General features: G+C 69.1%; 18 protein-coding genes. 6 read left to right on the plus strand and 12 right to left on the minus strand.

Features of this window, described 5'->3' with window-relative positions:
• The first annotated feature begins 1 nt into the window (after window position 1).
• Both AC07EQ_RS31980 and AC07EQ_RS31985 read left to right on the plus strand, forming a co-directional pair.
• Window positions 2–415 (plus strand): universal stress protein, encoded by a 414-nt coding sequence (locus AC07EQ_RS31980; protein WP_478391557.1) that lies wholly within the window; start codon window positions 2–4, stop codon window positions 413–415.
• Between the two features lie 39 nt (window positions 416–454).
• Entirely contained in the window at window positions 455–1,042 is a 588-nt protein-coding gene (locus AC07EQ_RS31985; protein WP_478391558.1) for a DUF1349 domain-containing protein, read from the plus strand.
• Here the strand turns inward: AC07EQ_RS31985 and AC07EQ_RS31990 are convergent, their stop codons facing one another.
• A complete protein-coding gene (locus tag AC07EQ_RS31990) occupies window positions 1,043–1,897 on the minus strand; it encodes an SAM-dependent methyltransferase (protein WP_478391559.1) in 855 nt (284 codons plus the stop codon). It abuts the gene before it with no gap.
• Window positions 1,898–2,000: 103 nt separating this feature from the next.
• Between AC07EQ_RS31990 and AC07EQ_RS31995 the strand changes: the two genes are divergently transcribed.
• Window positions 2,001–4,082, plus strand: a complete 2,082-nt coding sequence (locus tag AC07EQ_RS31995; RefSeq protein WP_478391560.1) for an NB-ARC domain-containing protein — start codon at window positions 2,001–2,003, stop codon at window positions 4,080–4,082.
• On the opposite strand, the gene AC07EQ_RS32000 is transcribed toward AC07EQ_RS31995, so the two are convergent.
• From AC07EQ_RS32000 to AC07EQ_RS32025, 6 genes are all read right to left on the minus strand, one after another.
• Window positions 4,077–5,762: a hypothetical protein gene (locus tag AC07EQ_RS32000; protein ID WP_478391561.1), complete on the minus strand. Its 1,686-nt coding sequence runs from the start codon at window positions 5,760–5,762 to the stop codon at window positions 4,077–4,079. The two genes, AC07EQ_RS31995 and AC07EQ_RS32000, sit on opposite strands and share 6 nt — an antisense overlap.
• A gap of 17 nt (window positions 5,763–5,779) precedes the next feature.
• Complete coding sequence (locus tag AC07EQ_RS32005) at window positions 5,780–6,013, minus strand: hypothetical protein (protein WP_478391562.1); 234 nt, start codon at window positions 6,011–6,013, stop codon at window positions 5,780–5,782.
• 33 nt (window positions 6,014–6,046) lie between these two features.
• Window positions 6,047–6,370 carry a hypothetical protein gene (locus AC07EQ_RS32010; protein ID WP_478391563.1) on the minus strand — a complete coding sequence of 108 codons (324 nt, stop codon included), beginning with the start codon at window positions 6,368–6,370 and terminating at the stop codon, window positions 6,047–6,049.
• Between the two features lie 26 nt (window positions 6,371–6,396).
• Window positions 6,397–8,115 (minus strand): alpha/beta hydrolase, encoded by a 1,719-nt coding sequence (locus tag AC07EQ_RS32015; RefSeq protein ID WP_478391564.1) that lies wholly within the window; start codon window positions 8,113–8,115, stop codon window positions 6,397–6,399.
• A gap of 45 nt (window positions 8,116–8,160) precedes the next feature.
• Window positions 8,161–8,433 (minus strand): hypothetical protein, encoded by a 273-nt coding sequence (locus tag AC07EQ_RS32020; protein ID WP_478391565.1) that lies wholly within the window; start codon window positions 8,431–8,433, stop codon window positions 8,161–8,163.
• Window positions 8,434–8,634: 201 nt separating this feature from the next.
• Entirely contained in the window at window positions 8,635–9,036 is a 402-nt protein-coding gene (locus tag AC07EQ_RS32025) for a helix-turn-helix domain-containing protein (RefSeq protein WP_478391566.1), read from the minus strand.
• A gap of 881 nt (window positions 9,037–9,917) precedes the next feature.
• Between AC07EQ_RS32025 and AC07EQ_RS32030 the strand changes: the two genes are divergently transcribed.
• Together AC07EQ_RS32030 and AC07EQ_RS32035 are read left to right on the plus strand one after the other, a co-directional pair.
• Complete coding sequence (locus AC07EQ_RS32030; protein ID WP_478391567.1) at window positions 9,918–10,775, plus strand: helix-turn-helix domain-containing protein; 858 nt, start codon at window positions 9,918–9,920, stop codon at window positions 10,773–10,775.
• Complete coding sequence (locus AC07EQ_RS32035; RefSeq protein ID WP_478391568.1) at window positions 10,772–10,984, plus strand: DUF397 domain-containing protein; 213 nt, start codon at window positions 10,772–10,774, stop codon at window positions 10,982–10,984. Before AC07EQ_RS32030 ends, AC07EQ_RS32035 begins: the two co-directional genes overlap by 4 nt.
• Before the next feature lie 63 nt (window positions 10,985–11,047).
• On the opposite strand, the gene AC07EQ_RS32040 is transcribed toward AC07EQ_RS32035, so the two are convergent.
• The 5 genes from AC07EQ_RS32040 to AC07EQ_RS32060 form a co-directional block, all read right to left on the minus strand.
• Complete coding sequence (locus tag AC07EQ_RS32040; RefSeq protein WP_478391569.1) at window positions 11,048–12,745, minus strand: formate--tetrahydrofolate ligase; 1,698 nt, start codon at window positions 12,743–12,745, stop codon at window positions 11,048–11,050.
• A complete protein-coding gene (locus AC07EQ_RS32045) occupies window positions 12,742–13,584 on the minus strand; it encodes a methylenetetrahydrofolate reductase (protein ID WP_478391570.1) in 843 nt (280 codons plus the stop codon). Before AC07EQ_RS32045 ends, AC07EQ_RS32040 begins: the two co-directional genes overlap by 4 nt.
• 213 nt (window positions 13,585–13,797) lie before the next feature.
• On the minus strand, window positions 13,798–14,991 hold the full coding sequence (locus AC07EQ_RS32050) for a glycine cleavage T C-terminal barrel domain-containing protein (RefSeq protein WP_478391571.1): 1,194 nt from the start codon (window positions 14,989–14,991) through the stop codon (window positions 13,798–13,800).
• Window positions 14,992–15,097: 106 nt separating this feature from the next.
• Window positions 15,098–17,569 carry a GcvT family protein gene (locus AC07EQ_RS32055; RefSeq protein ID WP_478391572.1) on the minus strand — a complete coding sequence of 824 codons (2,472 nt, stop codon included), beginning with the start codon at window positions 17,567–17,569 and terminating at the stop codon, window positions 15,098–15,100.
• Window positions 17,570–17,818: 249 nt separating this feature from the next.
• Complete coding sequence (locus AC07EQ_RS32060; RefSeq protein ID WP_478391573.1) at window positions 17,819–18,475, minus strand: GntR family transcriptional regulator; 657 nt, start codon at window positions 18,473–18,475, stop codon at window positions 17,819–17,821.
• A gap of 96 nt (window positions 18,476–18,571) precedes the next feature.
• Here AC07EQ_RS32060 and AC07EQ_RS32065 point away from each other — a divergent pair, with 96 nt between their 5' ends.
• The gene (locus AC07EQ_RS32065; protein WP_478391574.1) at window positions 18,572–19,792 is read left to right on the plus strand and encodes a sarcosine oxidase subunit beta family protein; all 1,221 of its coding nucleotides are present in this window, start codon (window positions 18,572–18,574) and stop codon (window positions 19,790–19,792) included.
• Window positions 19,793–19,892 lie beyond the last annotated feature (100 nt).

The following is a 19,892-nucleotide window of genomic DNA, read 5'->3' on the forward strand; positions in this document are numbered from 1 at the left end:
CATGCCGCAGACCATCGCAGTCGGAGTGGACGGATCGGACGAGTCGGTGCGGGCATTGCGCTGGGCGGCCAACCAGATCCGCGAGGTCGGCGGAATCGCCCACGCGATCATGGTCTGGCACCAGCCGGTCCAATTCGGATATCGTCTGCCGACCCCGGACACCGAGCTGGAAGAGCGGGCGGGCAAGGCGTTGAACACCGCCGTGAAGGCGGTCGAGGCCGATTTCCCCGACGTGGACCTGCGATCCAGGCTCATCCGCGGGCACGTGGTCGACGAGCTGGTCGGACTGTCCAAGCAGGCCGATCTGCTGGTGGTGGGCAACAAGGGGCACGGCGCCTTCACCGGCATGCTGGTCGGGTCGGTGGCGTTGAAGCTCGTGCACCACGCGGCCTGCCCGGTGGTCGTCGTCCGCTGACGACAGCCGGCCCCACCGGACAAGTGGAGACGGGTGGGCATGCAGCAGGCCGAGGACATCACGCTGTTCGGGCTCAGTGGGTGGCGGTGGCTCAACCCGCCGGTGAACTGGTTGTCCTACGGGGGTTTGACGGTGACCGCCGACTCCGGCACGGACTTCTGGCGGACGACGCACTACGGATTCGTGCGCGACAGCGGGCACGCGCTGCTGCGGCCGGTGGGGCCGCGGTTCAAGCTGAGGACCCGATTATTCGGCGACTACCGCGAGCAGTACGACCAGGCCGGACTGCTCCTGCGGCTGGACGAGCGCAATTGGATCAAGGCCGGCATCGAGCTGGTCGACGGCGAGCAGCTGCTCAGCGCCGTGGTGACCCGCGACGTCTCGGACTGGAGCGTGGTGCCGCTGGAGGCGGTGTGCGGGCCGGTCGAGTCGATCACCCTGGAACTGGAGCGGGCGGGCGACACCGTGACGGTCCGCTACGCCGCCGACGGCGGCGAGCCGAAGTCGGTGCTGCGGGTGGCGTACTTCCCGCCGGACCTCCCGGCCGAGGCCGGCCCGATGTGCGCCTCGCCGGACGGCGCGGGCTTCGCGATCCGCTTCTCCGAAGTGTCCCTGGTGGCGGACTGATCAGCGTTCCGCGGTGAGGAAGTCGCCGACGCGGGTCAGGCCGCGCCCGCCGGAGGTCAGGGCGCGGCCGAACCGGTCGGCGGCCTCGCCGGCGGTCTCGCGCCGCACCCGCCAGCCGAACCCGGTGAGCCGCTCGGCCGGGTCCGGCCGCTCGTCGGGGCCGAACAGCGCGTCCAGGTCGACGCCCCGCTTCTCCGACGACCGGGCCATGTCGTCGCCGAGCAGCGCGCTCCGCTTCGCGGTGGGGTTCTCGATCGCGATCCTGCTGCCGGGCGCGGACATCTCGTCCACGGCCGCCAGCAGCCGCACGTCGGTCTCGACGGGCAGGTAGTAGATCAGCCCTTCGGCCAGCCACGCGGTGGGGAGGGCCGGGTCGAATCCGGCGCGCCGGAGCGCGGCGGGCCAGTCGTCGCGCAGGTCCGCCGGCGCCTCGTGGCGGTCGCAGGCGGGGCGGGCGCCGAGGCCGGCGAGGACCGCGTCCTTGTAGGCGAGCACCTGCGGCTGGTCGACCTCGAACAGCCGCAAGCCGGGCGGCCAGGACAGCCGGAACGCCCTGGTGTCCAGGCCGGCCGCCAGGACGACCACCTGCCGCACACCCCCGGCGCAGGCCAGCTCGAACCATTCGTCGAACAGCCGGGAGCGCAGGCCGATGTAGTCGATGGTGTCCTGCCAGCCCTCGCCGAAGTCGGCCGCCGCCGTGGGCACCGCCGCCCCGGCGGCCTTGGCCAGGGCCGCGGCATACGGGTCGTCGATGAGCCGGTCGGCGCGCTCGGTCTCCAGCGCCCGGGCCGCGGCGACCATCAGCGCGGTGAGCCCGACGCCCGACGCGACGTCCCAATCCTCGTTTGCCGGCACGGTTCCCCCTCCGTTGTCAGCGAGTGCCGAGGCTGTCACGCTCCGATTCCCCTCCCGGTATCGTCGCCGGGGAACAGATCGACAGCGCCGGTGGGGGGTCGAGATGGACGAGTGGCACAACGCCAACAACGCTCCGGTGGACGGCAACGTGATCCAGGCGGGCCGTATCGAGCGGGTCGTGATGAACCTCGGCGGCCATTCGGAGCCGCTGTACCCGGACATGCTGACGATCAACCCCGAGCACTTCGGGTTCGCCAACCGGGAGGCGGAACTCGCCCAGCTGGACCGGCTGTGGCGCGAGGCGGAGCGCGCGGGAAAGCCGCTGGTCGTGGCGCTCAGCGGGATGATGGGCATCGGCAAGTCGCAGACCGCGCTGCGCTGGGCGCACCAGGTGCGGACGGAGTTCCCGGGCGGGATCTTCGTGGGTGACCTGCGCGGATCGGATCCCGCCGGGCCTCGAACCGCGGGCGACGTGCTGGGCGGTTTCCTCGGGATGCTCGGCCTGACCGGCGCGGCGCTGCCTGCGACGGAGCACGAGCGAGCCGCCGCATTCCGCAGCATCACCGCAGGTCGCCGGATCCTGGTCATCCTCGACGACGCCCATTCCGCAGCGCAGGTGCGGGCGCTGCTGCCGTCGTCGCCGACCAGCACGGTGCTCGTCACCAGCCGTCGTGAGCTCACGTTTCTGAGTGGTGCCGTCGAGCCGATGCGGTTGGCGCCGTTCGAGGAGGACGCGGCGATCGCCCTGCTGGCGGGGCCGCTCGGGGACAACGCCGAGGCGGACGAGGCCGCGCTGCGGAAGTTGAGCGAAGCGTGCGGTCGGCACCCGATGGCTTTGCAGGTGGCGGCCGCGCAGCTGCCCGGCCGCTCCTCGATAACGTCCTATGTGGACAGAATCGCGCCGGATCTGCTGCGCCGCCTGGAGGTGGACGGGGAACGGCCCTTCGACGGTGCCTTCGAGTTCGCCTACCAGGCGTTGTCGGCGGACCAGCAGCACGCCTACCGGCTGCTGGGCTGCCATCCGGCGGCGGAATTCTCCCTGGCGGCGGCCTCGGCGCTGCTCGACCAGCCGGTTGCGGATGCCGAGGAGCTGCTGCTCGCGTTGTCCCGGGCGAACCTCGTCGTTCCGGTCGGCGGGCGGTACCGCATCCACGTCCTGCTGCGGCAGCACGCGAAGGCCAAGATCACCGCGGACGACGATTCTCCGGCGGCATGGCGACGGATCGTCGAGCACTACCACGATTTCCTGATGGCGCGGGACGTCGTGTTGTCGAAGCGGCGCCGGCTCAGCCCGCGCTACGACGCGGTGCGGCCGGCGCATGACGGCGAGCGCGCGGCGGAGCGGGCGTTGGAGGAGCTGGAAGCGGAGCGCGAGACGCTGTCGGCGCTGGCGGGCATAGCCGTCGAGGTCGGGTTGAGCGACCGCGCCTGGCAGCTGTGCGAGAGCCTGTTCAGCTACTTCACCGATCGCAACTACTTCGTGGACCTGATCGAGATCCTCCCGCTCGGGATCGCGGCGGCCGAACGACTGGGCGATCGGCGCGCGCTGGTGCGCATGCACTCGCATTCCGGATCGGCTCACTACTCGGTCGGTGACTACCGCACTGCGCAAGAGCATTTCGGGCTTTCCTACGACATCGCCGAGGCGAACCACGACGAATGGGGCCAGCAGAGCGCCATCGAATGGCGCGGGCTCATCCACGAGCAGCACGGCGAGTACGACGAGGCACTGGATTGCTTCAAACGGTCCCGCGACATCGTGGAGCGGCACTTCCCGTCGGATCGTCGGCGCCGGCCGTTGGCGCTGTACCGCATGCACTCCGGGCGAGTGTTGGTTCGCGCTGGGCGGGCCGCGGAGGCGCTGCCCCGGCTGGCCGAGGCCTACGAGACCTTCGTCGAGCTTGAGGAGCGCGCGAACAGCGCGAAGCTGGCGCTGTCGCTGGCCGAAGCGCAGTTGCAGTGCAACGACCTGGCGGAGGCGTCGCGGTGGGGCCAGGCGGCCCTCGAACTGAGCCGAGCGGCGCGTATGGCTGCCGACCAGGCGACGGCGTTGGAACTGCTGGCGGAGCTCAGCGCCCGCAACGGCGACGAGCACGCCGCGGCGGAGCGGCGCCGGGAGGCAGCGGAGATCCTCACCGTGCTGGGAAATCGGCGGGCGCAGGCGTTGTTGGCACGCAAGTCATGACACCGCGACCGGCCGGCCGTTGACGGTCAGGCCAGGGGAGAGGCCGGCGAGCTCGCGCCCGGAGCCGAGCCATTCGAACACCGCAGAGGCGTAGAGCATCGGGTCATCGGTGCCGCTGAGACGCACTTGGTCGCCGTTGCGGGTTCGGACGACGCAGGTGTCGCCGCGCACCGCAGCGGCTAGCTGCAGGCCGGGATGAGCCGAAATGGCTTCACCGAGCCAGGTTTGGGCGTGGCGACCCCATTGACCGGCTTCGGTCAGCACGAGCACGTCCGCGACGGAACGCGTCCGTGGACCGGGGTGATCGGCAGTCGCCACCAAGTGGCTTCGCTGCGGAATCCGCGATACGGGAACCATTTCCGCCCGATAGCGTTCCAATGCGATGTTCTGTCCGCCGTGGACCCGCCCGGTGACGTGCATGGCCGTTGGGCGCCACGGCCAGTCTTCATCCGGGAGCCCTGCCACCGTGTCGGGCGGTACGCCAGGCTCGGTCCGGGGCTCCGCCAGGCCGAGCATCGAATAGCACAACCTCCGCAGACGCTCCGCCGCCTCGTCCGGGCGTGAGGTGATCATCTGGTGCAGGGAGGCGGACTGCTCTGAGGTGTGTTCGGCCACCGTTTTCCGCAGCTGCGGCAGGATCGGCTGCCCCAGATCCAGCCGGGGCGCTTGCGAACCGAGCAGCGCCACCGCCGAGTCGGGCGCGACCGAGGACTCCGGGAACGCCGCCAGCGCCGTGGGCAGGCCCAGCGCCGCGCCGTACGCGGTCACCGAGCCGTGGTCGCCGATGAGCAGGTCGGCGGCCACCAGTGCCGCGCGCCAGCCCCGCTCCGGAGGCACGACCATCAGGCCGGAGCGCTGGAATGGCGCCAGCCAGAGGCGGATCTGGTGCGGGGTGTGCTGGTGCCAGATGTGCGGGTGCAGGATCGCCACCACGCGGAACTCGTCGACCGGCAGCTCGGCGAGGAGGCGCTCGTACAGTCCGGAAACCTCGCCCAGCAGCGAATCGGCTCGGTGCGTCGAGCTGACCGCGATCATGGTCTGGTCGCCGTCCGCGCCGAGCGCCCGGCGGTAGAGCGGCCGCCACGGCAGGCCGGCGCGGAGCCGGTCGTAGCAGGGATCGCCGGTGACGGCCGCTACCTCAGCGGCCCGCGGAGCCGAGGCGCGCAGCCGCGCGAGCTGCTCGTCGTGGGAGAGCACGATCGCGGACGGGATCGGACGGCCGTCCTGGAGCAGCAGCTCAGGCGACAGGCCGAAGGCTTCCGGGCTTCCGGGCTTCCGGGCTTCCGGGCTTCCGGGCTTCCGGGCTTCCGGGACCACCTTAGTGTACCGAATCCCGTGCGGCACAGAAAGAATCGGCGCCTGCAGGTTTCGGAGTCCACTGTGGCCAGCCGTGATGGCGAGGTGGTACTCCCGCTCGCATCCCGGATGCACCGGGACGACGCCCTTGGCGGCGAACAGCTCCGCCAGCCCGTTCGGCTGCGGGTCGGCGCTGTTCCAGGCGAAGTCGAGGCCGACCCGGAAGTCCCCTTCGAACAGGTCCACCACGTCGAGCAGCCGAGTCATGGCGGTGACGTTGTCGACGAGGATCCGCACGCGGCGCTGGGTGCGGACGGTTTCCAGTCGAGAGTGGTCGCCGCAACGACCACGACCGCTCACGACATCGCCCGGGGATTCCGCCATGGCGCAACACTAACCGGTCAGCGGCGGCGCCAGGCGCGTTCGCCGAGCAGGCGCAGGCCGTTGGGAACCGCTCCAGCCGCAGCTCCGCCGGCCACCGCAACTGCGATCACGAAGAGGCCAAACGCGGTGGAGCCGATCGGCAGTCCGACGGCGTCGCTGAGGTACCCGACCGCGACCGGCAGCGCGCCCGCGGGCAGGTATCCGCCCGTGTTGAACGGGGCGATCGCCTCCGCCCGGCGCTCGGTCGGCACCTCGCGCCGCGCCGAACCAATTGGCGCGGCGCCTTAGTTCGACATCCCGAGACCGATGCCCCAGATCACGAGGCCGACGACGGTGATCACGATACTGGCCCACAGGGTGATCTTTCCTGTCCAACTTCGTGTGCCGAAGCCAGCGACGAGAATGCCGGCAGCAGCCCAGCACAGCACGAGCCAGGCGAGGGTCCAGAACAGTGCGAAGGGCAGGGCCACGCCACCAGAGCCGTAACGAAGATTGCTGTCGATCATCGCTGCCCAGAGGGTAAGCCCGCAAAGTGCCAGCACTCCGGCGACGACCGACCCCGCCATGCGGGCCAGTGTCGATTGCCACCCAGCGCGAGTGCTGTTCACGTGACTGCCTCCCTGAACTGATCGCGTCATCGTTGCGGCCCTGCTTGGCCCGTGACGATTCGTGCGACGTCGTCGACTGTCTGCTGCTTTTTCCAGTAGTCCGAGTGTGCCGTGGTGGGGTCGGTAGCGATGGTATTGCCCCCGAAGGTCGGGTCGGAGGGAGCGACCCCGAACCATTGGTCGTCGACACCATCGATCCGATCAAGGAACCCAGGCGGTCCGGCCACATTGATCGAGTCGGCCTCCGAGGTCCCTGCCCACACGTGCTCGGGCGGCACGCCCAGATCACGGGCGTTGTCGACGCCGACGCCTGGCGAACCCAGGAAGGCGATGTCATCGGCGTACACGCCGTGATCGCGAGCGGCAAAGCCGACGACTGTCGACCCGTAGCTGTGCCCCAAGACTGTGTTGTGGGACGAGGTGCCTTCGTAGGTGGCTCGAAGTCCTTGCTGAAACTCCGACAGGTCTTGCTTGGCGTTGGTCGCGTAGTAGTCCTTCCCGGCTGAAGCCAGGTCCGGCGGTGACTCGTAGCCCTCCCACACGATCGTCGCCACCTTCTCGCCTTGGGGTAGCAGCTGTTGAGCCCGGTCGAGAATGGCCTGGTTATTCGCCATGTCGTTCTGGACACCGCCCACGTCGGAGAAGGTGCCGGGAACGTAGGTCATCACGTGGTTGGCTGTGTCCGGGTTGCCGTTGGCGACGATGGCGCGGCCGCGGCTGTCGGCCGTGGGGTCGAAGCCGATCAGGTACTTCACGCCCTGCCCGAGGCTGGTTTCCAAGTCCTGTACCCCTTGCAGCGCTTCGCTGAGCTGGGCGGACTTCTCGGCCAGCTGGCGCGCCATCGGATCCTTCGGGTCGCTGATCTGGCTCTGCGCCTGCCGCACCTCGTCGAGCTTGCGAAGAATTTCCTCCCGGCTCGTCGTCAGAACCCTCCGGTTCGCCTGGTCCCGGAACACAACCGGCACGCCGTTGGTGTTGCCCACCATCTGCGGATACCGGTCGATCAGGTCTGCCCTCTGGGCCATAGACAGAGATGCCCACGCTGCGTGTACGGCTGCGGGGCCCTGTCGCATGGCCTGCTCGAACATGCCTTTAGTGGCCTCGGCGGCTCGCGTCTCCACCACGGTGGCTGCGTCGGCCAGGGCTATCCCGGCTGGGCTCGTCGGGTGTGCTCCAGCTTCACCCCATGCGCTGGCCTGTGGGATTGCCTGAAGGTTGTCTTTGGCGGCATCGAGCGCTTGCATCAGCTTCTCGTGGGCGACGCGTTCGGTCACCCGTGCCTGCTCCACCGTTGCCTGTGCTTCGGCCCATGCTTTTTCTTGCTTTTCCTTCAGCGCCATGACTGCCTGGTATTCGGCAACCGCCTTGTCGTGGAGCCTGGTGTCCTCTGGCGTGGGATTTGGAGGCAGGGGTGCCGGAGGCTGGCGGTCAATCGGTTTCGGCGGGTAGATCATGTTGTCGGCCACCATTAGCTCGCCGTTGCGTGCGACCTGTTTGGCCTGTTCCATCCGTGATTTCACGGTGTCGATCTCGTCCGACCACACGTCCACGGCCTGCGCCACGGCCGGGAACAGTTGGGCCAGTGCGTCGCCGTCGCGGCCCTGCTGGGTGGCCCAGCCTTGGAAAGCTTCCGATGCCGGGCCTTCCCACCCGCTGGAAGCTTGGTTCCGCGCCGTGTATTGGGCGGTGGCGACGCGTTCAGTGGCGGTCCCGATTCCGCGCATCTGCTGCGAGTAGGCGCGCATCGTGCCAGGGCTTCCCGCAACCCACGTATTCAAAGTCATGATTTGCTAGCGCCCCAGTTGCTCGAACATCCCGGCGTTGCCGTCATCGGTGCCGCTGTACGTCGCCTTGTTGGCGTCCAGGTCCGCAGCGCCCTTGTGCACGGTCTCGACGTATCCGGCGGCGGCGCGCATCAGGTCGGCTGCGGTCGCCGACACCGCCGCACTGGACGGCCCCGCATCTCCCGGCGGCAGCGGCTGCGCCTTACCCAGTTCATCGGTCGAGCGCTCGACGCCACCTGCCGTTTCGGAGAGCTTCGCCGGATCGATCCGGACGTTCACCCCGATCCCTCCCTGTGATCGTTGTGATGATCGCGACCGTAGCGAAGCGACTACGCAGCAGGTACGGGGTTTCTACTCAATTCACCGCGTACCTCACCCGGACAGAGCAGCGCCCCGCAGCAGGTGGATCTGCTGCGGGGCGGCGCTGGTTGCGGGCAGATGTCTCGGGGGGTGAACATCCACCCGCGGCCTCGGGTTGCGTTAGAAACGCCGATGGCGTGGTGCTCGATCGAGGAGCCGGGGTGGGGCGACCTCGGCGTGTTCGAGCAGCCGCAGCACCGTCAACTGGTACAGGTCAAGCTGCTGGGCAAGCTTGGTGATTCGGGTTCCCTGCGTGAAGGCGTCGGCGCATTCGGCGGCGAGTCTGTCGCGGCGATTGTGATCAAGGTCGTCGAACTCGCTGCGCACCGCGCGGTGATTCTCCGGGCTGCCGCGTCGTCGCATTTCGACACCGGCGACCTTGGTTAGCAGCCGATGCACCGCACCGTAGGACAGGCCTTCCTGGAACATCAGCACGCGGATCGACGCGCCATGTTCGAGGTAATCGGCTGCCATCCGCCGCGCGAGGGCTTCTTCGGTGCGGGTTGTAAGGTAGCTCGGCATGTCATTTCCTTCGATGCGCCGTGTTGCTGGGCCGGCCGGGCGGCCTTGGGGGAGGGGCCGCCCGGCCGGTGGTGACTCGGTGCCGGGGGTCGGGGAGGGGGGTCGGCACCGAGCCGGTCTAGCGGCGCCGCAGTCCGGCGAGGATGCGGTGCAGCGCTGCGGGATCACGCGCCCATTCGTCCGGCAATCGCGCTTGGTTTTCGGGTTGTGGCAGGGGAGTCCGGGTTTGTTGGTCGGTCGGAGCCCCGCGGGTCGTGGTGGGTTCGCGTAGTCGATGGCGGCCGCCGCCGTTGGTCTCCGCCTCTATTCGAGCGACTAGGTAGCGCACCGTCAGTGTGCCTTCGCCGCCTCCAGCATGCTGCGGGCGATGCGAGCAGCAGTGGTAAATGCACCAGACGGCGAACGCTGTGGCGAGCATGGTGACGGTGCTCAACGTGCTCAACGATCACACCCCCTCGCGTTCAGCGCTCTGCTCGGCTCGGAGAATTTCGTTGCATCGAAGGCAGGTTGGAAAGGTGCACCAGTCCATTTCGGACGGCTTGGCCATCGCCACTTCCTGGCCGCAAACGGTCGTTTCCGAAGGCTGCCCTTCCCAGCGTGCCCCACGGAAGGCGTGGCGTGTCCCGCCGATATCGCCTGCTTTCGGGATCGGCAGCCAGTAGTGGCGGTTCATGGCGTGCGTAGGTGTCATCGCATCTGCCTCGGCTTTCGGCGTGTTCCTTGAGTGGATGCAACTTCGAATCTGATGATCACGTGATCGACACTGTGTAAGTTACACTTAATATGTTCGCGTGTAAGTCCATCGATCGGGTCGTGTCGCTGGTTGGCAGTTGATCGATCGCCAGGGAGACTGATCGCCGTCACACAACGCAGGAGGTGTCATGGCCGGGGTAGCCCCGACGATGGGACGACGTCGATTGGGCGGCGTGCTGAAGACGTTGCGCCTCGGTGCTGGGCTCAGCAACGAGCAGGCCAGGCAGCGCGCGAGCATGTCCACTGCGAAGCTCTCGCGGCTTGAAACCGGCCACAACGTGGTGCTCCTGAAGGATGTTCGCGCGCTGCTGGACGCCTACAACGCCGATGGGAAGACGCGGAACAAAGTTCTGCAACTCGCTCAAGCTGCGGAGCAAAGCGGGTGGTGGCAGGAATTCGACGACGTCCTACCAGCGGACTTCGACCTGTACCTCAGCGTTGAAGAGGCTGCCGCGTCACTCCTCGTCTTCGAAACGTCGATCATGCACGGGTTGCTTCAGACAGAGAACTACGCCCGGGCCTGGCTTCGCGCAGAGGATCCCGGTAGGCCCAACGCCGAGTTGGAGCGGCTCGTCGGCTTGCGGATGGCGCGGCGGCAGGCGCTGACGCGAGAAGATGATCCGCTCACGGTTTGGGCGGTGCTCGACGAGGCGGTGTTCCGCAGGCGCGTGGGCGGCCCGGAGATCATGCGCGAACAGCTCGAACACCTGCTCACGTTGTGCGAAAGCGCCAACGTGACGATTCAGGTCTTGCCCTTCAGCGCAGGCGAGCACGTTGCAGCAAGCGGCTCCTTCACGCTTGTCGAGTTCTCAGAACCCACTGATCCCGAGATCGGCTACGTGGATTGCGCTGCGGGTAACGTCTACCCGGAGAAGCCGGCGCAGGTACGCAGGATGAAGACGAACTTTCATCATCTGACCAGCACCGCGCTGGAGCCGATAAAGTCGCTGGCGTTCATCCGCAAGGTACAGAGGGAGCTGACGTGAGCCACGTTGACCGGGCATCCGACTTACCGATTCGGTGGCGCAAGAGCAGCCGAAGCCAGCAAGGCTCGCAGTGCGTTGAGGTCGGCGCCACCGCGGAGTTCGCTGCGGTTCGAGACTCGAAGAACCCGACTGGCCCCGCGCTGCTGCTTCCACCGAGCACCTTCGCTGCGATGATCGACAGCATCAAGTCTGGTCGCTTCGACGGCTGACGTGGGGTCGTGAGTGAATATCCAGGCTCTAGCACTGATATTCACTCACGATCTCAACGCACCTCAGTTCAGGCCGGTGATCTGGCCGTGGTCGTCGATGTCGATCGTCTCCGCCGCCGGGTGGGAACCGAGGCCCGGCATCGTCCTCATCTCGCCGCAGATCGGGTAGATGAAGCCCGCTCCCACCGACGCCCGGACCTCGCGGACCGGGAGGGTCCAGCCCGTCGGGGCCCCGAGCAGGGTCGGGTCCGAGCTCAGCGACAGGTGGGTCTTGGCGATGCACACCGGCAGGTCGCCGAAGCCGTTCGCCTCGTAGCCGTCCAGGGCGCGGGCCGCCGCCGGCAGGTACGACACGCCGTCCGCGCCGTACACCTTGGTCGCGATCGTTTCGATCTTCGCCCGCAGGTCCGCCGAATCCGGGTAGAGCAGCTGGAACGCGGTCGGCTCCTCGGCCGCCGCCACCACTGCTTCGGCCAGTTCCAGCGCGCCCTTGCCGCCTCCCAGGAAGTGGTTGCTGATCGCGACGCGCGCCCCTTCCGCCTCGGCGACCTGCCGGATCGCCTCGTGCTCGCTGCGGTAGTCGGTCGGGAACGCGTTGATCGCGACCACCGGCGACACCCCGTGCAGGCGGATGTTGTCGATCTGCTTGCGCAGGTTCGCCGCCCCGGCCAGCACGTCGTCGGGGTTCTCCGCCAGCATCGCCGCGGGCAGCGGCTTGCCCGCCACCACCTTGTAGCGCCCGGAGTGCGCCTTCAGCGCGCGCACCGTCGCCACCAGCACCGCCGCGTCCGGGCGCAGGCCCGACGTGCGGCACTTGATGTTGAAGAACCGCTCCGCGCCCATGTCGGCGCCGAATCCCGCCTCGGTGACCACGTAGTCCGCGCAGCGGCTGGCGATCCGGTCGGCCACCACCGACGAGTTGCCGTGCGCGATGTTGCCGAAGGGCCCCGCGTGCACCAGCACCGGCGTGTTCTCGGTGGTCTGCATCAGGTTCGGCTTGATCGCCTCGCGCATGATCACCGTCATCGCCCCCGCCGCCCGCAGCTGCTCGGCGCTGACCGGTGAGCCGTCGCGGGTGTAGCCGACGACGATGCGGCCCAGCCGCCGCCGCATGTCCTGCAGCGACGTGGAGAGCGCGAGCACCGCCATCACCTCGCTGGCCGCGGTGATGTCGAAGCCGGTCTGCCGCGGCGTGCCGTCGAGCCTGCCGCCCAGGCCCGTGATGATGTTGCGCAGGTCCCGGTCGTTGACGTCCAGCACCCGCCGCCAGGTGATCCGGTTCGGGTCGATGCCCAGCGAATTCCCCTTGTCCAGGTGGTTGTCCAGCATCGCGGCCAGCAGGTTGTGCGCCGCGGTGACCGCGTGCATGTCGCCGGTGAGGTGCAGGTTCAGCGCCTCCATCGGCACCACCTGGCTGTAGCCGCCGCCCGCGGCGCCGCCCTTGATGCCGAACGTCGGGCCCATCGACGGCTGCCGGATCGCGACCGCGGACCGCTTGCCGAGATGCCGCAGCGCCTGGCCGAGCCCCACCGTCGTGGTGGTCTTGCCCTCGCCCAGCGGGGTGGGCGTGATGGCCGAGACCACGACGTAGCGCGCGGTCGGCCGCTCGGGCAGCTCGTCGAGCGCGTCCAGCGAGATCTTCGCCGCGCTGCGCCCGTAGGGTTCGAGCAGGTGCGCGCCGATGCCCAGCTGCGCCGCGACGTCTTCCAGCGGCAGCAGCGCGGTGGCCCGGGAGATGTCCAGATCGGACGGAATGCTCATGCGGGGACCTCCCGTAGTCTGGCGACCAGGTCGTGGCGCCATTGCAGGGTCTTCGCGATTTCGTTGAACGTGAAGAAGTGCCAGCCCGCGATGCCGAGGTCCGGGTCGGCGAGGTGGGGGGACAGCTCGCCGAGCAGTTCCTCGGGCGTGTAGCGGGTGAGCAGCTTCGACACCACGCCGTGCTGCTTGCGCAGGAAGCGCATCGACTCGCCGAGCCCGATCTTCAGCGAGATCCGCAGCAGCCGGTGCGCGTCCACCACGCCCGGCACCCCGATGTGGATCGGCAGCGCCAGGCCGCGGGCCCGCACGGTCTTCACCCAGGCCGCCACGGTGTGCGGGTCGTAGCAGATCTGCGAGACGACGTAGTCGGCGTACCGGGACTTCTCGGCCATCGCGCGGATCGTCGAGGCGTCGGAGATGAACGCGTGCCGCTCGGGGTAGCCGGTGATGCCCACTCGCGCGGGCCGCCTGCCCAGCTCGTCCATCGCGCGCAGCAGCGCCAACGAGTCCGGGAAGTCACCGCGCGGCTCGGGGGAGTCGCCGGCCACCACGAACACCTCGGACAACCCGAGCCCGTCGGCGCGGTCCAGCAGCGCGGTCAGGTGCGCGGTGTCGGCGATCAGGCGGGCGGCCAGGTGCGGCACCGCGCGCAGGCCGCGGCCGACCAGCTGGGCGGCGACGTCGAGGGTCGCCTCGGTGCCCTTCGACGGGGAGGCGGTGACCGTCACGGTCGTCCCCGCCGGCAGCAGCTCGGCCTGTTCGACCGCGCCGCGCAGCGGCAGCACCTCGAACCGGGCGTTCATCAGGTACTGCTCCAGTTGCCCGGCGTTGGCGTCCATCGCGATCACCTCCGTCCGCCGTCTCTAGAAGCGGCGTCAGCCGCTTGCAGCGTGGGACTCAACTCGCACCGCCGCGGGTTCTCAGACGTCTCCTCGGGAGGACAGCCCCAGCGCTGTGTATTGGACATACATGAGTCGGGGATCCCGGACCGAGGGGGCGTCTGAGGTTCCGCTACTTGCACCGCTGCGAAGGCCATTCCTGATCAATCCTTTTCACGCCGTCCGGACGAGCTTTTTTGGAATGTCCTTGGTGGGATCCAGGAACGGCTTCTCCACGACGACCGCTTCCTGCGGGCCGTGCTGGGTGTCCACCACCAGCTCGGTGCCCAGCTCGTGGTAGGCGATCGGCACCATCGCGTAGCCGATGTTGCGCTCCAGCCGCGGCGAGTAGCAGGCCGAGGTGACCTCGCCGATGCGCAGGCCGTGCGGGTCGTGCACGTCGAAGGTGTCGATCATCGCGCCGTCGTTGAAGGAACCCACGCTCGGGCCGCCGATCTCGACGCCCACGAGCTTGCGGCTGATGCCCTCGTCCTTGATCCGGCGCAGGGCGGCCTTGCCGATGAAGTCGGCCTCCTGGTCGAGGTCGACCATCCAGGTCTTCTCGAAGCCGTAGCCCACCTCGAACGGGTTGGTGTCGTAGGTGATGTCGCAGCCCCAGGACAGGATGCCGGCCTCGATGCGCCGGATGTGGCACGGTCCGATCACCTTCAGGTCGTGCGGTTTCCCGGCCTCCCAGATGGCGTCCCACAGCTTCACGCCGTCGCGACTGGCGTCGTGCAGGTAGATCTCGTAGCCGAGCTCGGCGGTGTAGCCGGTGCGCGACACCACCACCCGCATGCCGTCGAGCTCGCGGTCGACGGCGTAGTAGTAGGGAACGTCCAAGATGGACTCGCCGAACAGGTCGACCAGCACGTCCCGCGACTTCGGCCCCTGGACCTGCACCGGCCCGACGTCCGGCTCCCGGATCTGCACGTCCATCCCCAGGTTGTGCGCCAGGCCCTTCGCCCACAGCAGCACGTCGCTGTCGGCCAGCGACAGCCAGAAGTGGTTCTCGCCGAGCCGCAGCAGCACCGGGTCGTTGATGATGCCGCCGTCCTCGGCCGTGACGAACACGTACTTGCACTGCCCGACCTTGCACTTGGTCAGGTCGCGCGGCACGAGCATGTTGGTGAACTCGAACGCGTCGGGTCCGGTGATCTCCACCTGCCGCTCGACGCCGACGTCCCACAGCGTCACGCCTTCCAGCAGCGCCCAGTACTCGCCGATCGGGTCGCCGTAGTGGCGGGCGTGGTAGGTGTGGTTGTACACGCTGTAGAGGCCGACCCCGTGCCGCCGGGAGGCGTGGAAGAACGGCGACTTGCGCAGGCGCGGGTAGAGCAGGACGCCGGGGTTCGGGTTGATGCTCATGACTGGTTTCCTCCGTGATCAAGGTCTGGCAGGGTGTGCGGCACCCGCACCGCTGGCCGATCACCGCGGCCCGGGCGTTTTGCAGGTCTGCTGGGGAATGCGCCGATCAGCAGCGCATTCTGGTCATCTCGGGGTCGAACACGGGGTCAGCGACGACCGTCGCCGGATGTCGCTGGTCGAAGTAGGCCACCCGCACGTGGGCGCCCGGATCGGACAGCTCGGCGGGCAGCCACGCGTAGGCGAGGCTCGCTCCGACGCTGTGCCCATAGCCGGCGCTCGTCGTGAAGCCGACTGGGGCGTCGTCGGCGAACACCGGCTCGGATCCCATCAACACGGTGCCGTCGTCGATCCTCAGACAGCACAACCGCCGCTGCGGGCTCCGCTCCCGGCGCCGCAGCAACGCATCTCGCCCGACGAACTCGCCCTTGTCGGCCTTCACCGCGAAGGCCAGGCCCGCTTCATCGGGATCGTGCAAGCTCCACATGTCCGCCCCCCAGGCCCGGTATCCCTTCTCCAGGCGAAGTCCGTTGAACGCGCCGCGGCCGCCGGGGAAGATGCCGTGCTCGGCGCCGGCGGCGGCCAGCAGGTCCCACAGCCGCCTGCCGAACTCCGCCGAGGCGTACAGCTCCCAGCCGAGTTCGCCCACATAGGACAGTCGCAGCGCGAGCACCGGCACCTCGCCGACGAACAGCCGCTTCGCGCGGAAGAACCGGAAGGCCTCGCGCGAGACGTCCCGGTCGGCCAGCGTCGCGAGCACGTCCCGGGCCCGCGGCCCCCACAGGCCGATGCAGCAGGTGCCGCCGGTGATGTCGCGGACGTGGACCGTCTCGTCGGCGTGGCGGCGCAGCCAGGCGATGTCGCGCGGGCCGTTGCAGCCGACCTGGAAGGCGTCCCGCGCCAGCCGGGCGACCGTGATGTCGGCCCGGATGCCCGCGGTCGGCTCCAGCATCAGCGTGTAGGTGACGTAGCCGGGCGGCCGGTCGAGCTGGTTGGTGGTCAGCCGCTGGAGCAGGTCCAGGGCGCCGCGACCGCAGACTTCCGCCCGGGGTAGGGAAGTCATGTCGTACATCGCGACTCGCTCACGGGTGGCCTGGTGTTCGGCGCCTACGATCGGGGACCAGTAGCGCCCCGCCCACGGCCCAGGCTCGGCGATGTCGCGGCCGTCGACCAGGGACTTGTTGCTCTCGTACCAGTGCGGGCGCTCCCAGCCGTTCGCCTCCAGGAACACCGCGCCGAGCTCGCGCTGCCGGTCGTGGAACGGGCTGGTGCGCAGCGGGCGCGGATGCTCCGGGGGCTGCTGCGGGTGGATGATGTCGTAGACCTCGCGGAAGCTCTGCGCGCCGCGTTCGCCCACATAGGACGGACTGTGCGCGAAGTCCTCGAAGCGGCGGAGATCGGCCTGCCGCAGGTCGATGCCGGGCACCTCGCCGGCCAGCCACTGCGCCATCGCCCGGCCGACCCCGGCGGCATGGGTGATCCAGACGGCCTCGGCGACCCAGAAGTTGCCGACCTCGTTGGACGGGCCGAGCACCGGCATGCCGTCGGCGGTGAACAGGAACAGGCCGTTCATGCCTTCGGTGATCTCGGTGCGGCGCAGCGCGGGCAGCAGTTCGCAGGCGTCCGCCCACGGCCCGGCGAAGTCTTCGGGCGTGAACGGCTGCACCGACGCCATGCCCTTCCAGCCGCCGCCCTCCGACGGCGCCTCGGCGCCCGCGCCCGGCGCGGCGGTGGGCAGCAGGTCGTCGCTGCGCACCGGGATCGCGCGGTGCTGGTAGGAGCCGATGCCGTAGCGGTCGTGGATCTGCCGGAAGTACATGGAGCTGTCCTGGTGCCGCAGGATCGGCTGCCGGACCTCGCCGTCGCCCGGCTCCAGGCCCGGCACCGGGCTGGTCACGGCGTACTGGTGCGCCAGCGGCTGCACCGGGATCGACACCCCGGCCAGCCGGCCGACCTTCGGGCCCCAGATCCCCGCGCAGCACAACACGGTCTGCACCGCCACGTCGCCGTTCGAGGTGTGCGCGGTGCGGACCTCTCCACCTTGGACGTCGAAGCCGATCACCTCGGTGTTACCGGCGAAGCGCACGCCGAGCCGCTTCGCCTCGCGCGCCATCGCTTCCGCGGCGCGGACCGGCTTGGCGATGCCGTCGGTGGGCACGTGCAGGCCGCCGTGGATGCGCGCCGGGTCGATCCGCGGGATGCGCTCGTGCACCTGCCGCGGGTCGAGCAGCTCGCCCCGGATGCCCCACGCGGTGGCCAAGCCGAGCTTGCGCTGGAGATCCGCCCAGCGCTCCGGCGTCGTCGCGACCTCGATCCCGCCGACCTGGTGGAAGCAGGGCAGCCCGTCGAGCTCCAGCCCGGCGTAGCAGCGGACGGTGTCGGCGGCCAGACGGCTCATCGTCTCGGACGGGTTGGTCTGGAAGACCAGGCCCGGCGCGTGGGAACTGGATCCGCCGGTGGCGAACAGCGGTCCCTGCTCCACCACGAGGACATCGGTGATCCCGAGGCGCGCCAAGTGGTATGCGGTGCTGCACCCCACGATGCCGGCCCCGACGACGAGTACTCGGGTGCTCGAATCCATCGCTGCCGCCTTGTTGCGTCTACGACAACTCTCCGCGTGTATCGCAACAGTGCGCTTCGGCCGAGGGCCGCGTCAAGGACGCGCGCTAGTCAATTTCGGCGTCGGCCGACCGGGGGTCGGGACGGCCCGGCGGCCACGCGCGATACACCTCGGCGAGGCCGTCCGGGTGGCGGCGAACCCGAACGGATCAACGCGGATACCGCTGCGGGCAAAGGGGAATCGCCAGGATCTCGACCCGGCGCGCCGGGCTCAGATCAGCCGGCGGATGGCCTGCTCGAAGTGGTCGACGTGCGCGACCGCGATGCGGTCCGCGCGGTCGGCGTCCGCGGCGATCACCGCCTTGAGCAGTTCCGCGTGCTCCTCGACGTGCTCGGAGACGTCCGGCAGCCGGTCGAAGAACAGGTGCCAGATCCGCAGCGCCAGGTTGTAGTACTGGCCGAGGGTGCCTTCGAGGTAGCGGTTGTGGGTGCAGCGGTAGATCGTGCGGTGCACCCGCGAGTCGACGTCCATGATCACCGCCTGCTCGCCGCCGAGGCCATCGGCCAGCACCCGCAGCTCGTCGAGCTCGGACCGCTCCGCCTCGGTCGCGCGCTCGGCGGCGCGGCGGGCGGCATGCCCCTCCAGGCGGCGGCGCACGTCGGCGATCAGCGCGTGGTCGGTGATGTTGACCTCGGTGACGAAGCTGCCGCGGCGCGGGTAGATCGCCACCAGCGACTCGGCCTCCAGCCGCTTGACGGCCTCCCGGAACGGGGTGCGGCCGATGCCGAGCTCGGTGGTCAGCGGCTCCTCCTGCACCGGTGCGCCGGGCGGCAGCCGCAGGGTCAGGATCAGGTCGCGCAGCGTCAGGTACGCGCGCTCGGCCTGGGAGAGCGGGTCGCCGGATCGGGAATTGACGTCTGCGGGCACGTCTCGTAGCCTACCCGAAAGACTGATATATCAGTTGTCGCTGACTTCTACTCATGTCATTTCACCTGGTAGAACCTGCTTCTGCGGGAGGCTGCGGTGTCACATCCCCTGCTGCCAGAGCCGCCGCCGCGGCTGTGGCGCACCCCGGAACCCAAACGGCACTACGAGGTGGTGATCGTCGGTTCCGGCGGCCACGGCCTGGCGACCGCCTACTACCTGGCGCGCAACCACGGCATCACCGACGTCGCGGTGCTCGAACGCGGCTGGCTGGCCGGCGGCAACATGGCGCGCAACACCACGATCATCCGCTCCAACTACCTCTTCGACGCCAGCGCGGCGCTCTACAACCACGCGCTGGACCTGTGGGAGCAGCTGCCCGCCGAGCTGGAGTACGACTTCCTGCTCAGCCAGCGCGGCGTGCTCAACCTCGCGCACACCGAGCAGGAGGTCCGGGACTCCCGGCGGCGGGTGTTCGCCAACCGGCTCAACGGGGTCGACGCGGAATGGGTGGAGCCGGCCGAGATCGCGGAGCTGTGCCCGATCCTGAACCTCTCCGCCGATATCCGGTACCCGGTGCTGGGCGCGACGCTGCAGCGGCGCGGCGGGATCGCCAAGCACGACCACGTGGCGTGGGCGTTCGCCCGCAAGGCCGACGAGCTGGGCGTGGACCTGATCCAGGGTTGCGAGGTAACGGGATTCGAGACCGACGGCGACCGGGTGACCGGCGTGCGGACGTCGCTCGGCCCGATCGGCGCGGGCCGCGTGGCGCTCGCGGCGGCCGGCCGGACGACGCTGCTGACCGACACGCTCGGGCTGCGCCTGCCGCTGCAGAGCCACCCGCTGCAGGCGCTGGTCTCCGAGCTGCTGGAGCCGATCCACCCGTGCGTCGTGATGTCCAACCACGTGCACGTCTACTGCAGCCAGGCGCACAAGGGCGAACTGGTGCTGGGCGCGGGCATCGACTCCTACAACGGTTATGGCCAGCGCGGATCGGTGCACGTGATCGAGCGCCAGATGGCCGCGGCGCTGGAGCTGTTCCCGATCTTCGCGCGGGCGCACGTGATCCGGACCTGGGCGGGCACCGTGGACGTCACGCCGGACGCCTCGCCGATCATCGGGCCGACGCCGTTCGAGAACCTCTTCCTCAACTGCGGCTGGGGAACCGGCGGTTTCAAGGCCACGCCCGGCGTGGGCTGGGTGTACGCGCACACGATCGCCACCGGCCGCCCGCACCCGCTCAACGAGCCCTACGGCCTCGACCGGTTCCGCACCGGAGCCCTGATCGACGAGCACGGCGCGGCCGCCGTCGCCCACTGAGGAGGTCGCCTCGTCTCCCGTCCTCCGCAATTTCCATTGAAATCGAAGGTCCGATTTCAATGGAAATTGCGGACCCCAAGATCTCGATCAGGTTTGGAGT

The organism is Saccharopolyspora sp. NPDC045839 (genome assembly GCF_056431645.1).

Bases quoted from the DNA above. Each gene is read 5' to 3' on its own strand.
- AC07EQ_RS31980 (WP_478391557.1), top strand. From the start codon at position 2: ATGCCGCAGACCATCGCAGTCGGAGTGGACGGATCGGACGAGTCGGTG.
- AC07EQ_RS31985 (WP_478391558.1), top strand. From the start codon at position 455: ATGCAGCAGGCCGAGGACATCACGCTGTTCGGGCTCAGTGGGTGGCGG.
- AC07EQ_RS31995 (WP_478391560.1), top strand. From the start codon at position 2,001: ATGGACGAGTGGCACAACGCCAACAACGCTCCGGTGGACGGCAACGTG.
- AC07EQ_RS32000 (WP_478391561.1), bottom strand. From the start codon at position 5,762: ATGGCGGAATCCCCGGGCGATGTCGTGAGCGGTCGTGGTCGTTGCGGC.
- AC07EQ_RS32015 (WP_478391564.1), bottom strand. From the start codon at position 8,115: ATGCGCGCCTACTCGCAGCAGATGCGCGGAATCGGGACCGCCACTGAA.
- AC07EQ_RS32025 (WP_478391566.1), bottom strand. From the start codon at position 9,036: ATGCCGAGCTACCTTACAACCCGCACCGAAGAAGCCCTCGCGCGGCGG.
- AC07EQ_RS32030 (WP_478391567.1), top strand. From the start codon at position 9,918: ATGGCCGGGGTAGCCCCGACGATGGGACGACGTCGATTGGGCGGCGTG.
- AC07EQ_RS32040 (WP_478391569.1), bottom strand. From the start codon at position 12,745: ATGAGCATTCCGTCCGATCTGGACATCTCCCGGGCCACCGCGCTGCTG.
- AC07EQ_RS32045 (WP_478391570.1), bottom strand. From the start codon at position 13,584: ATGGACGCCAACGCCGGGCAACTGGAGCAGTACCTGATGAACGCCCGG.
- AC07EQ_RS32050 (WP_478391571.1), bottom strand. From the start codon at position 14,991: ATGAGCATCAACCCGAACCCCGGCGTCCTGCTCTACCCGCGCCTGCGC.
- AC07EQ_RS32055 (WP_478391572.1), bottom strand. From the start codon at position 17,569: ATGGATTCGAGCACCCGAGTACTCGTCGTCGGGGCCGGCATCGTGGGG.